This window comes from Nitrosomonas communis (assembly GCF_024102715.1).
In the GTDB taxonomy this organism is placed as follows: Bacteria; Pseudomonadota; Gammaproteobacteria; order Burkholderiales; family Nitrosomonadaceae; genus Nitrosomonas; species Nitrosomonas communis_B.
Genome location: NZ_JAGFJM010000053.1, coordinates 1 through 11,892, shown reverse-complemented (window position 1 = coordinate 11,892; position 11,892 = coordinate 1). Strand labels below are relative to the sequence as shown.

The 11,892-nt window shown below is 48.5% G+C and carries 16 protein-coding genes, 1 tRNA gene and 1 CRISPR repeat array; of the genes, 8 read left to right on the top strand and 9 right to left on the bottom strand.

Going from position 1 to position 11,892, the window contains the following annotated elements; translation table 11 throughout:
* Both nudB and J5I83_RS05380 read left to right on the top strand, forming a co-directional pair.
* Complete coding sequence (nudB, locus tag J5I83_RS05385) at positions 1-444, top strand: dihydroneopterin triphosphate diphosphatase (protein ID WP_304053919.1); 444 nt, start codon at positions 1-3, stop codon at positions 442-444.
* 198 nt (positions 445-642) lie between these two features.
* Positions 643-718 (top strand) — tRNA-Lys (locus J5I83_RS05380).
* A gap of 407 nt (positions 719-1,125) precedes the next feature.
* Here J5I83_RS05380 and J5I83_RS05375 read toward each other — a convergent pair.
* Positions 1,126-1,434: a cytochrome c gene (locus J5I83_RS05375; RefSeq protein WP_304053917.1), complete on the bottom strand. Its 309-nt coding sequence runs from the start codon at positions 1,432-1,434 to the stop codon at positions 1,126-1,128.
* 367 nt (positions 1,435-1,801) lie between these two features.
* Here J5I83_RS05375 and J5I83_RS05370 point away from each other — a divergent pair, with 367 nt between their 5' ends.
* On the top strand, positions 1,802-2,905 hold the full coding sequence (locus J5I83_RS05370) for a DUF4214 domain-containing protein (protein WP_304053915.1): 1,104 nt from the start codon (positions 1,802-1,804) through the stop codon (positions 2,903-2,905).
* A gap of 45 nt (positions 2,906-2,950) precedes the next feature.
* Positions 2,951-3,415, top strand: a complete 465-nt coding sequence (locus J5I83_RS05365; protein ID WP_304053913.1) for a sodium:proline symporter — start codon at positions 2,951-2,953, stop codon at positions 3,413-3,415.
* Positions 3,416-3,440: 25 nt separating this feature from the next.
* Here J5I83_RS05365 and J5I83_RS05360 read toward each other — a convergent pair whose 3' ends face one another.
* Entirely contained in the window at positions 3,441-4,415 is a 975-nt protein-coding gene (locus J5I83_RS05360; RefSeq protein WP_304053911.1) for a LysR family transcriptional regulator, read from the bottom strand.
* Between the two features lie 73 nt (positions 4,416-4,488).
* Here J5I83_RS05360 and J5I83_RS05355 point away from each other — a divergent pair, with 73 nt between their 5' ends.
* Genes J5I83_RS05355 through J5I83_RS05340 form a run of 4 tightly spaced genes read left to right on the top strand, consistent with a single transcriptional unit; the run spans position 4,489 to position 6,687 of the window.
* A complete protein-coding gene (locus J5I83_RS05355; RefSeq protein WP_304053910.1) occupies positions 4,489-4,929 on the top strand; it encodes a DoxX family protein in 441 nt (146 codons plus the stop codon).
* A gap of 25 nt (positions 4,930-4,954) precedes the next feature.
* A complete protein-coding gene (locus J5I83_RS05350) occupies positions 4,955-5,677 on the top strand; it encodes a pirin family protein (protein WP_304053909.1) in 723 nt (240 codons plus the stop codon).
* Positions 5,678-5,713: 36 nt separating this feature from the next.
* Positions 5,714-6,103 (top strand): OsmC family protein, encoded by a 390-nt coding sequence (locus tag J5I83_RS05345; RefSeq protein ID WP_304053907.1) that lies wholly within the window; start codon positions 5,714-5,716, stop codon positions 6,101-6,103.
* The gene (locus tag J5I83_RS05340) at positions 6,046-6,687 is read left to right on the top strand and encodes a hypothetical protein (protein ID WP_304053905.1); all 642 of its coding nucleotides are present in this window, start codon (positions 6,046-6,048) and stop codon (positions 6,685-6,687) included. The genes J5I83_RS05345 and J5I83_RS05340 overlap by 58 nt, the downstream gene beginning before the upstream one ends.
* 45 nt (positions 6,688-6,732) lie before the next feature.
* Here J5I83_RS05340 and csm6 read toward each other — a convergent pair whose 3' ends face one another.
* The 7 genes from csm6 to cas6 all read right to left on the bottom strand — a co-directional run.
* Positions 6,733-7,845 (bottom strand): CRISPR-associated ring nuclease Csm6, encoded by a 1,113-nt coding sequence (gene csm6 / locus J5I83_RS05335; protein ID WP_304053903.1) that lies wholly within the window; start codon positions 7,843-7,845, stop codon positions 6,733-6,735.
* On the bottom strand, positions 7,833-8,984 hold the full coding sequence (locus J5I83_RS05330) for a DUF1887 family CARF protein (RefSeq protein ID WP_304053902.1): 1,152 nt from the start codon (positions 8,982-8,984) through the stop codon (positions 7,833-7,835). Before J5I83_RS05330 ends, csm6 begins: the two co-directional genes overlap by 13 nt.
* A 21-nt stretch (positions 8,985-9,005) precedes the next feature.
* Entirely contained in the window at positions 9,006-9,155 is a 150-nt protein-coding gene (locus J5I83_RS05325) for a hypothetical protein (protein WP_304053901.1), read from the bottom strand.
* The gene (gene cas2 / locus J5I83_RS05320) at positions 9,152-9,445 is read right to left on the bottom strand and encodes a CRISPR-associated endonuclease Cas2 (protein ID WP_304053900.1); all 294 of its coding nucleotides are present in this window, start codon (positions 9,443-9,445) and stop codon (positions 9,152-9,154) included. The genes J5I83_RS05325 and cas2 (J5I83_RS05320) overlap by 4 nt, the downstream gene beginning before the upstream one ends.
* A gap of 2 nt (positions 9,446-9,447) precedes the next feature.
* Entirely contained in the window at positions 9,448-10,413 is a 966-nt protein-coding gene (gene cas1 / locus J5I83_RS05315) for a CRISPR-associated endonuclease Cas1 (RefSeq protein WP_304053898.1), read from the bottom strand.
* 9 nt (positions 10,414-10,422) lie between these two features.
* Positions 10,423-10,707: a CRISPR-associated endonuclease Cas2 gene (gene cas2 / locus J5I83_RS05310; protein WP_304053897.1), complete on the bottom strand. Its 285-nt coding sequence runs from the start codon at positions 10,705-10,707 to the stop codon at positions 10,423-10,425.
* A 109-nt stretch (positions 10,708-10,816) separates the two neighbouring features.
* A CRISPR array of direct repeats spans positions 10,817-11,559; the repeat unit is 36 nt; unit sequence GTCTCAATCCCTTTTAAATCAGGGCTGTGTTTCTAC.
* 69 nt (positions 11,560-11,628) lie between these two features.
* Positions 11,629-11,892 (bottom strand): CRISPR system precrRNA processing endoribonuclease RAMP protein Cas6 (gene cas6, locus J5I83_RS05305; RefSeq protein WP_304053895.1); only part of this gene is annotated, 264 nt, incomplete at its 5' end.

Genomic DNA, 11,892 nt, shown 5'->3' with positions numbered 1-11,892 from the left:
GTGCCTGCTTACAAAAAACCTGTTTCTGTTCTGGTTATCGTTCATACGGACGATTTGCAGGTATTGCTGCTGGAGCGCGCAGATCATCCTGGCTATTGGCAATCTGTCACAGGCAGTCAGGATCAGGATGAAACACTGCTGCAAACTGCGATCAGGGAAGTCAAGGAAGAGACAGGCCTTAATGCGCTATGCTATGAGCTGACAGATTGGCATATGCAAAATCAGTATGAAATTTTCCAGGAATGGCGCTGGCGCTACGCACCAGGGATAACACACAATACCGAGCACGTTTTTGGATTAAAGATACCCAAAATCGCGCCAATTAGCATCGCTACGCGCGAACATCTGCGCTTTATCTGGTTACCTTGGCAGGAAGCAGCCGAGAAAGTATTTTCATGGAGTAACTCAGAGGCTATCCGTCTGTTGGGATCGGATAGACAATAATCTATATGATTTATTTCTCGCAAGATTATTGGGCTGTAACGAGTTAATTTTTAACAGGTTTAGAAAAATAGCTGCATGATGATAGGGCGCAAGAATGGGTGTTTGCCTGAAAAACTGGCATTTGTTTTACCTTATTTCGCATTTGCGAGAGATAAAGTATTTTATATTGCTGGATGAATTGATATAATAGCGCCCTTTGGGTCGTTAGCTCAGTTGGTAGAGCAGCGGACTTTTAATCCGTTGGTCGCGCGTTCGAGTCGCGCACGACCTACCAGATAAAATCAGGCACTTAGTCAGAATATGATTAAGTGCCTTTTTCTTTTCTGACTTCCCTCGGAGAAAATTTCATCATACTTTACTGAAGTGTTGCGCTAAGACCGGGGTGTTTTGATTTTTCAAGCTCGTTTTTTTTTATTACATCGGGTTATGGCATAGTCTCGCTGCTCATTGAGAAAGAAGATTGGGCAGTTCAACCGGCGGTTGATTACTTTTTCTGAACTAATCATTCACTCGGAGACTTGCGCTCGACTGAATGAAGCAATCTGATCAGATTAAGTATGGATTTCTCTCTATTAACGCTAACAGAAGCATATTTTTATATGCAGCCCAACAAAGACGCTAATTGAAATACCCGTAGTGGCGATCTTGGGCTACGGGTATTGATGATGTTCGGCTAAGAGATTACTTGGTTCTGCTGTTTGACAGGACGTATTCCGCCAGACGATCCGCTGGCTCGCCGGTAATATTAGGAAAGGCAGTCATGGACATGCTGCCTGTCTGCACTTTCTTGATGATAGCGTCTTTATTCGCCATTGCAGCGCTCAACATTAGCACGCTGCCATCAGTATTTGGTTTATGACATTTGGTGCAGTTGAGACTGAATATTTCTTCGCCAGAGGCGGTTGCTGCTGGTGTGTAATTATCGGTCTTGGCGCAGCCGATCAAACCTGTCAATGCAACAGTTGCTAATAATAAGGTTATTTTTTTCATGGTTATGCTCCAGTTTATTTTTCAAGAATATCGAAAGTTGTGCTGCAATCCATCGAGGGCGAACATTACATCCTGCTGATCCTGATGGTCAAGGATATTGTTGTTCTCAAATCAACATTGCTGGGTGTGAACACAGAAGACTGGGCAGTCCGGAGGCATTAGCACTACTTTGTCGCCAGGAAGGAGCTTTATTAAATCATGTCATAGTTGGAGCTTGCCCAAATAAGAGGAAAATCTTACGAACTTTCAATAACAAGGATTGCTGTTCTGCCTTGGCTTCATAAAGGACATCTATGATCAGATCTTTATCATTATTTAGAAGTTGTGCGATAGAATTTCAGTTCATTTCATCGGTAAGGAGGGTTCTATGTCATTTCACCTATACCGCATCAACGAGCTTTATTCAGATGCTGCTGGCACTATCCAGTTTATCGAATTGTCAGTCGGTGATTTTAATGGGGAATCATTCTGGATCAATCAGACCATTTCGGTCACGCAAGATGGCACAACCCATGCTTTCAGATTTCCCAGCAATCTGCCCAATACATTTACAGCCAATACGACAGTACTTATCGCTACACAAGGTTTCGCCAATCTTGGTGTGGTGACGCCGGATTTCATTGTTCCTGACGGATTTTTGTTTACCAGTGGCAGTGCGACCATCAATTTTGCGGGTGTCGATACGGTGACGTACGCCTCGTTGCCGCTTGACGGCACACATTCGATTGATCGTGCTGGCACGATTGGCATCAATTCGCCCAAGAATTTTGCTGGTGAGACTGCAACCATACACAGCAATTCAATTGCAGGCACTGATAGCGCAGATGATCTCATGGGAACCGCTGGCGACGACACGATTCAGGCGATGGCGGGTAATGACATTTTGAATGGGCTGGCAGGTAACGATTTACTGGATGGCGGCGCTGGCGCAGATACCGCAGTTTATAGCGGCAATCGTGCAGAATATACAATCAATCACACTGCTTCCGGCTTCAGTGTAACCGGCCTGGAAGGCGCTGATACACTGATTGAAGTGGAGCGATTCGAGTTCCTGGATGAGAATCTTGCATTTGATCTTGCCCAAGGCCAAGCTGCTGGCAATACCGTGCGTCTCATCGGTGCAGCCTTCGATACGTCCAATATCATCCCCGAATACGTGGCGATCGGGCTACAGCTATTTGATAGCGGTCAGTCTATGCTGCAAGTCAGCGAGTTGATCATCAATACGCCATTATTCGTTTCACTAGCGGGCTCGTCGAGCAATGTCGATTTCGTTAATCTTGTTTATCAGAACGTAGTAGGTGCGCTGCCTGCACCATCGGAGCGAGATTTCTATGTCGGTTTGCTGCAGGGGAGCGGTGGTACCATGACTCAGGCTGAGCTATTGGTACTGGCTGCCAATAGCAGTGCGAATGAGACCAATATCAATCTTGTCGGCTTGAGTCAGGACGGCGTCGAATATAGTGGCTGAATGCTGCTGAAAGTATAAAGGACTACGATTGATTAATTTTATATGATGGCGGCCCAGTCATCAAAATTCTGGTCTGCCGCACTGTATGCAGGTGTGGCTGCGAGCATATTCTCGACCGTTGCTCAGATCTTGCTCTGGTGGGTATGCTGGGATGCGCTGCCTTCGATTTTATACCGGGATGCACGTTTTGCAGCAGCGATCATTTTGGGACCGGAAGTTCTGCCGCCGCCAGCGACACTGGATTGGCTGGTGTTGTTAGTGGCAACCTGGCTCCACTTTGGCCTTTCCATCATCTACGCGCTAGTGTTATCCAGGCTGATTTACCGCCTTGACCTGAAAATTTCGCTGATCATAGGGGTTTTATATGGTTTGGTGTTATTTATCCTTAATGTGTATGGTTTTGCCATCATTTTTCCATGGTTTGTAGAAACACGCGATTGGATTACGTTGACCGCACATGGTGTGTTCGGTATCTCTGCCGCAGCTGTGTATAAGATGCTATCCAGGTGAGCAGCGGTACAATAAAGCTGATTCCTCATTGGCAGAGATTCAGCAATGGATGCGACAACAGACGCTGTGTCATGAAATCAATCAGAGCTTTAACTGCTGCAGGTTGATGCTTACGGGTAGGGTAAACTAGAAACAATTGATCCGTGTCGACATCCTGCTGTTCCAGGATATGCACCAATTGACCCGCCAGCACCTCGGCATGGCACATAAACGGCGGCATTAAGGCGATTCCCGCCCCAGCCACTGCGGCATCTTTCATCACGCTGTAATGATCCACGCTCAGCTTGCCATGGAGTTGAATTTCAGTGCGACTGCCCGATGCTTTTTTGGCAACGTGACAGTTGACTTGAATGGTTTGCTGCTGGGTATGGCGAAACAGAATATTTTCATGCTTCGTCAGCGTCTGCAAAGTATCCGGGCGACCATGCTTGCCCAGATAGTAAGGACTGGCATAAAACTTGAGCGGTAGCTCGCCCAGCTTCTTGGCCACCAGGCTCGAATCTTGCAGCGCGCCTACACCCATGCGCAGCGCCAGATCAAATCCTTCCTCGATTAAATTGACCAAGCGCGATGAGAGTTCCACTTGCACATGCACTTGCGGATAAAGCTGCATGAAATCAGCAATCAGGCTGCCCATAAAAAACATACCAAACTCAATAGGCATGGTGATTTTCAAGCGCCCTTCGGGCTGCTCATGCATATTTTTGATGCGGCACAGCGTATCGCTGAGCTGCTGCAGCGAAGTATGGGTCTGCAGGTAGAGCAACTCACCTGCTTCCGTTAGCCGTAAGCTACGCGTAGTGCGCTGTATCAGCCGAACAGTCAAATCATTCTCCAGGCGCTGTACTGCTCGACTGACTGATGCTTTTGGCTGGCTTAGTTTACGTGCAGCTGCGCTGAAGCCTCCTGCGCGAATGACTTCTTCAAATATGGCCAGATCGTTAAGGTTGATGTGAGTGGGTGACATTATTGTTCCATTATGAATAACAGTTATTCTCATTTTAATAGACTTATCTGTTTTTAGGAACAATAGTATGGTATCAACTTGATCATTCACTTTTGGAGAAAAAATTATGTTTCAACAAATCCACAATACTGTAACCCGTTTTTTGACCCAGCCCGCTCTAGCCAATGTATTATTTCCAGTGGCGCGGCTATTGATAGCATTTATTTTTGTCATGGCTGGCTTTAACAAGCTGGGCGCGGGCTATGAGGGAACAGCTCAGTATATGGTCAGTATGGGAGTACCTGGCGCTTTATTGCCCTTAGTCATCGTGCTGGAGTTAGGCGGCGGCCTGGCTTTGCTAGTCGGCTGGCAGACTCGCCTTGCCGCAACTTTGCTGGCTGGATTTTCACTGGCGACAGGTATTATTTTTCATGGCGGTTCAACTGATTCAATCCAGCAAATCATGCTGATGAAAAATATCGGTATGGCAGGCGGTTTGCTGCTGCTTGCCCTGACTGGCGCTGGGCGCTTGTCGTTAGATCGCAAGTTATACGGGGACGGTGTCTAATTTTTACAGAAAACAGGAGATCATCATGTTAGAACTGAGAGCTGCTAACGCGCGTGGTATCGCTGACCTGGGATGGTTATATTCGCTGCATACCTTTTCATTTGGTGACTATTACGATCCTGACCAAATGGGGTTTTCCGATTTACGGGTAATCAACGAGGATCGCGTGCAACCTGTACGTGGTTTTGGCACCCACCCCCATCAGGATATGGAAATTTTTTCCTATGTGCTCGAAGGTGCGCTCGAGCATCGTGATTCGATGGGAACCGGTTCGGTCATTCGTCCGGGAGATGTGCAAATCATGAGTGCTGGAAGCGGCATCACCCACAGTGAATATAATCCTTCGGCATATGAGCTGGCTCATTTTCTGCAAATCTGGATAGTGCCTGATCGGCTACGGGTGACGCCACGCTACCAGCAGCGTCATTTCGATGCGGCTGAAAAGCGCGGTTGTTTGCGTTTGATCATTTCACCCAGCGGTGAAAACGAATCGCTTTCGGTCTATCAGGATGTGCGCGTCTATGCGGGACTATTTGATGGTGCTGAGCAATTCACCTTGCATTTGCCAGAAAACCGTTATGCCTATGCGCATGTAGCACGTGGCTCACTTGAGCTGAACGGTCAGTATTTGAGTGCAGGCGATGGCATGCGGATACGCAATGAACGCGAACTTCGTTTCGACCATGGCCAGGCTGCCGAAGTACTGGTGTTCGATTTAAGGCCACAAGAGCCGCCATCGGAAAAATAATGACGGAATAGTATAAATCGCAGAAGAGGATTTAATATGAGCATGAGCGTGAGTTGGTCAGCTGCAAGCGGCAAAACCGCCTGTTTGATAGAGGATGGCAATGTATCTTGGACATCTGATATTGGCCCAGAGGGAGGAGGAGCGGGCGGTTTTCCTGATCCGCACCAATTGCTTGATTCCGCCTTGGGGGCTTGTACTGTGCTTACGCTGCAACTATACGCCAAGCGCAAAGCTATTCCGCTTGAAGCCGTCCGGGTAATCATCAGTCATCAGGAAGAGCCAGGATTATATCAATTACAGCGGAACATTCATTTGGAGGGTCATTTAACTGAAGCGCAGCGTGCCGATTTGCTGCGCGTAGCCAACAAATGTCCGATTCACAAAGTGCTCTCAGGGCAGATAGTTTTGACTACAGAAGTGATCTGATTCCACGCCTACAATTGACACGTAAGGCATTTATGGACAGCGATAAAATCAGAGGCCCCTCTGGACAGTCCTCTCTGAAAGCCAGCTATGATCATTTGCTTACGCTGTGGACATCCGGGGTGCGGGATTACCATACCATGCTGTCGGACTATTTGACGGCTAATTCGATCTTTGTTGCGGTAATCGGTTTGATGGTCTCGCGGGAATCGCTGGCATTGCCGTTTACCTTGCTGATTTTGCTGTTATCCATATTTGGAATATTGCTTTGCGGGCAAATGGCAATTGTTCTTGGCCGATTCTCCGGTCAGAATGCGTTCTGGGAATGGCAGTTAAGGGGAATTGAGCAAACACCGGAGTGGGAAGAGCCGCAACTCATCAGCAACCTCTATCGATTGCATGAAATGCGGCTGCCAATTGAGGATCTGCGTAATATTCCTCCTGTATTCACACCCAACTGGGCTTTCCGGCAACATCGGCAATGGTGGGCACACCGGGCTGTCAGCTTTCCATGGTTCTTCGGTTGCGTTTATGGATTGTTCCTGTTATGGGCGGCAACACAACTGGCGCAACAATTTACAAATTGAATAGGCTGTGGTTTGCCGAGGAGTGTGGAGCTTCAGAGCTTTAATTTATAACGATATTTGATCGGGGTTCAGTCTCAAACCATATTTCTTATACGGTTTCTCGCCAAATGTCGCGATCTGGTAGAAACTTGCCTCAAGTGGAAGCTGTTTTTGGAGCGTGCTATTGATTTTGGCTTTTTTTTCCTCGAAAAATTGTCTATCGAAACCATTTCTGAGCACATCCCTCGTTTTCTCAAAAGAAGCTGACATAGATCCGACGACTTCCGCATATATCCTCAAAAAATCGTGATGGTCTGCTTCCTGCCAATGGATTGCAGCATCAATAGCAGAAGTCATGACTTGCTGGCGCGCAAGCCAGAGATAAAAAGCAAATAACACAGGCGGCAGCTTGATCCATTTGCCGCCACAGCAAATCGACTTTTTGGTCAAATCAAACGAGAGCGAGATAAAGCGTAAACCGGATTGCACTTCTTCCACGGTTTCATGAAAAGATATCTTTTTATCCTGCAGGTTTTGCGGTACGCCGCCACGTAGCCTGACAAACGGAATATCAGCCAGCATGATACGCGCATCCGAAGTATGGACTGGCCCATTGTTTCGTGAATTAAGCACCTTTCCCTGCGCTGGCGGAAAATAAAAATCGGGCAAGGACTCGAATGGGTCGTTTACCAGCACATGCGACAGGCGATCCTGGCTTCGGCCAAACAAGGAAAGCGCATAACCTGCAAAGAACCCCATGCTTTTCCGGCCGCCTGCAATGGAGACATGCAGAATCGAGGACTCATCGCTGCAAAAATTGCGTACATAATGCACGATATAATCGGCTGCGCGCAGGTTGTCATCCGGCGTGCGGATATCGGTTAGCGGATGACCTGAGGCATCTTCGATGACGTGGATATTTTCCGGCGTGAACTGAATGGCCTGCAACCCGTAATCTCTGCACAGGGCGTTAAATTGTCCAGTCAGCGGATCCAGGAGGGACAATCGTGCACGCTTTGCCCCTTCTCCGGTAGAGATGACATGAATCTCCGTCGGAACGAATTTTTCATCTGCCTGTACAGCCAGGGCATAGAGTGTCTCGGTGACCACCTGCGGCGTCAGGCCGGTGACCAGCAGGAGTATGCGGCGCGAATACTCAGCAGTCATCATTTCAACCATGTTTTTATTTCTCCCTGCAGATTGCGTAATTGAGAACCGGAAACGACAGCCAGATTCATCTGTGCTGCCAGGCTTTTGTCGATATCACGCAAACTGCCGCGAAAATCAACCAACATGGCCTTGGTGCGTAAACCGCCTATACGGCGCAGGGCATCCAGCTTGTAGAGCGCATCGGTGCCGCTGCTTTCACCCGTTTTACCATTCGATGAAAGATTGGCTGATTTACACTCGATGATATGCAAGGTATTTTTCAGCAGGCAGGCGGCATCGAGCTCGTTTTGGGTTCTTCTGCCGTCCGGCGCCAGTATTTCAATGCCGGTTGCCCAATCCATGCCGCCCAACTCACCTGCCAAAGTAGCCAAGGTCTGAAAAACCAGGTATTCCAGCCAGCCGCCGTTGACAAATTTGCGCGCATCTTCATCAGGAAAGACGAGTTTATCGTTCTGTAACGAGAGTTTGTTCTCATTTTTGAACATCGTGATCAGTTCATCCAATGCCTTACTGTCGAGATCGTGCTTGTTCAGTGCCGGCGAGACAAACGCGCCAGTCTCCCTTGTTGCCACAGCCTGGCTTGCCAGCCAGTTCAATGTGCCCAGCGCCTTGCCCAGACGTTCGCTTTCATAGGCAAGACGGTTGATAAAATCACGGATATCCCGATTAATATCAGGTTTGTTTAGTTTTTTCGGCACGATGTAGCCGTGTGCCTCCAGATACTGTTTCAACCTGATTCTGGTTGGCAGAGTGAAGGGGGCTTCGCGGGTATCGAGGCGAATTACCTCGTCAGTTTCTATATTGACGTAAAATACCGGCTTCTTTTCTTCACGAAAGACATCCTGCGCAGCCATTGCCATGACCTTGGTGCCGCCGGTGACATTCAACGCGACGTTACTGGATTGCCTGCCGAGCCACTCGGCAAAGCACTCCCAGCATTGGTTGTAGTCATAAGCATCAGCCAGGGCCAGCTTCTCCACCTGTATCCCGCGTTCTTTCAATACTTTCTCGAGCCAGCGCGCTTTTTCCTGCATGTCCGCACTGACAGCCAGGGTCACGCTGGCAGGCTGGAAGGCCGGATCAAGTGCTGGCACGAGATTAGGCGTTGCTTGAGCAGAAACTAAACAAAGATGGCTATCAAATTTCATCATTTTCTCCAGAGTATGGTTTTATTTTTGTTCTTCACCTTTAGTGACAGCGGTGAGCTCCCAGATGCAGCTAAGTAAGTTTGTGATTCGCAACCATTGGCTGATGGCGATAAAGCGAATGATAGTCTCAATAGTCTGATCCTGTAACGGCCGGCAAGCTTGCCGTTTCATGCGCTGTTTTGCTCGACCGGCAGACCACTCCAATGGATGCCGGCAGGCAAGGTCGCCTTGCCGATGCGTTCCTGCAAACCACGAGCTGGCAGGGGATAGCAACGCAGATCATCTTTATCAGGATCGATCAGCGGGCAGATTTCTTCCAGGCAGCGCCGTTTGTCAGCTTCATGGCCAGTGAGTAGAAACACGCTGAACTCCAGCGGTATCGCATGGCGCAGCATTGCCCGGTAAACCCGCTGCAGACGGCGGGAATCGGTTATATCATAGCCGATGATCCAGTAAAGCATGATCAGGAAGCCTCGCCTTCATTCGCGGGCAGGGGTGTGCTGGCGGTCAGCTTATCCATTAACTTGGCAGTTTGATCAGCCAGTATCTTGCGTAAGCGTTCCGCCAGACTCTCCCATTCGCCGTAGAAAGCTGCTCGTCCACTTTTGTTCATGAGGCAGCCATTTTCAGAAGTAGAAAAGAATTCCGGCCGCAATATTTCCTTGCGGAAGAGTTGTAACGCAAAGCTATCCACTTCCACCCGGATGGGCTCGACCAGATCACACGCCAGCGATTCCCGGCCAAAATCAAGTTGATGGTAGAAACCAATAAATGGATCGAGCCCGGCACCATAAAGCGCGAGTACTGCCTCGGTGTGCAGCAGCGTATAGCCAAGGGAAAGCACGGCATTAAGCGGATCGCGTGGCGGTCTGCGGTTGCGCTGAGTGAAATTGAGCCGGGGTGCGGCGATTGCGGCGATACCTTTAAAATGTGCCGCCGATGCAGCGCCTTCAATGCCTCGTAGCGCTGCAATGGTAGGCATTTGCATGATACGCAATAGAATCTGATCGAGCGTGCGTAATACCAGTGTCAGCTCATAGCGATGCTCAAGCGCAATTTCCCGCAGCGTCAAAGCATAAGCGCGCTGAGCGCTGACCTTGTCCAATACCAGGGTGCGTGCAAACGCCAGGCAGAATGCAGTATCACCCGACAGTTGATACTGCGCTACCCGTCTGGCAGCATCGTTATGTGGCCGGGCCAGCAGCATGGTGGGCTCTGCCTTGCGGCCTGATAACACGATCACGCCAATGCCGCGTTCGCCTAGTTTGCCGAGGACGCTGCTTTGTAAGCGCACATCGCCGCGCAGAAATACCCGTGACAGCGGCGCCATTGGCACCGTGCCGGTTCTCAGGCCATTCTCACGAAAAACCAGCGCTTCTCCGTCCACTTCCAGCTCGACTCCGCGCCGGTCAACATAAAGACTCGTCAAAGCAACCTCCTAGATAACGATAAAAGGGGCATTCACTGCCATGGTAACCGCGATACCAAAGCAATCCGGTTTCATGCGCGGATCGAGTTGAAAAATATGAACGCGATCCTCTGTCTGATTGATCAACTCGGCCAGATGTGCTCTTACCATGCGCAATTCCTGTCGCGTCAGCCAGCATTCAAAAAATGATTTCTGCCCACCAGTCTTATAGCCCAGCAGAAACTGATGAACTTGCCTCAGCCGGCGAGGGCAGCATACGTCATAGCAAATCAAATAAACCGAACGGGAGCTCATTGCACTGACCTGTATTTATTAATCTGACTCGCAGTGTAAATAGAAACGGCAGAAATTTACTGGCTGGCAAGCTTGCCAAAGGCTTGTAATAACATGATTACCATAAATCGTCTCAATCCCTTTTAAATCAGGGCTGTGTTTCTACGGAATCTCAATCAAATGTTATCCAGTTTCAAGAATGTCTCAATCCCTTTTAAATCAGGGCTGTGTTTCTACAGATAAACAAGGAGATAACCTTAGCGTTTATAGGTCTCAATCCCTTTTAAATCAGGGCTGTGTTTCTACATACACCCTCGGGAAGAAGGTCAAGAAAGGATTTGTCTCAATCCCTTTTAAATCAGGGCTGTGTTTCTACTTAAAGCTGAACGTGATGTAGTGGCTAAATTTTATGTCTCAATCCCTTTTAAATCAGGGCTGTGTTTCTACCTGCGAACGGTGACATTACAAAACAGCGGGTTTGTGTCTCAATCCCTTTTAAATCAGGGCTGTGTTTCTACGTTAGATTCGATGTGATTTTTGACTGCCTGAAATTCGTCTCAATCCCTTTTAAATCAGGGCTGTGTTTCTACACCTGATTGGGATTTTCTGAGTGAGGAAGAAAAGTCTCAATCCCTTTTAAATCAGGGCTGTGTTTCTACGTTGTGGATTTAAAGATCTTTATATTAGCACTAGCTGTCTCAATCCCTTTTAAATCAGGGCTGTGTTTCTACCGACTGACGAAATTGATTATATCTGCGACTACACTGTCTCAATCCCTTTTAAATCAGGGCTGTGTTTCTACCCAGATGGAGTGGAACATTACGCTGACTTTGATGGGTCTCAATCCCTTTTAAATCAGGGCTGTGTTTCTACTCATCGGTACTGGTTTCTTCTTCACGATCAAGCTGTTGCAAGGAGTATCCACAAGATTTTCCGATTTGCTTAGACATATGTGTTTTGTTCCTCCAGGATGCGATATTTTCCCAGTCCAAAACTGGCTTCCTTGCCGACGTGCAACCATGATCCCAAGCGCAGCACGTCCTGGAAAAGCGCCAGGTTGCCGCTCAGTTGCCAGTCGCCGATGCAGCCGCCTAACTGCATGGTGCGTTGCTGGCGCGACGAATGGCGCGTCCAGTCGCGCCATTCCAGATTATGTTTGCTTTCAATCTGATTCGCAACTTCCGCCATTGCGGGAAATTCATTCGC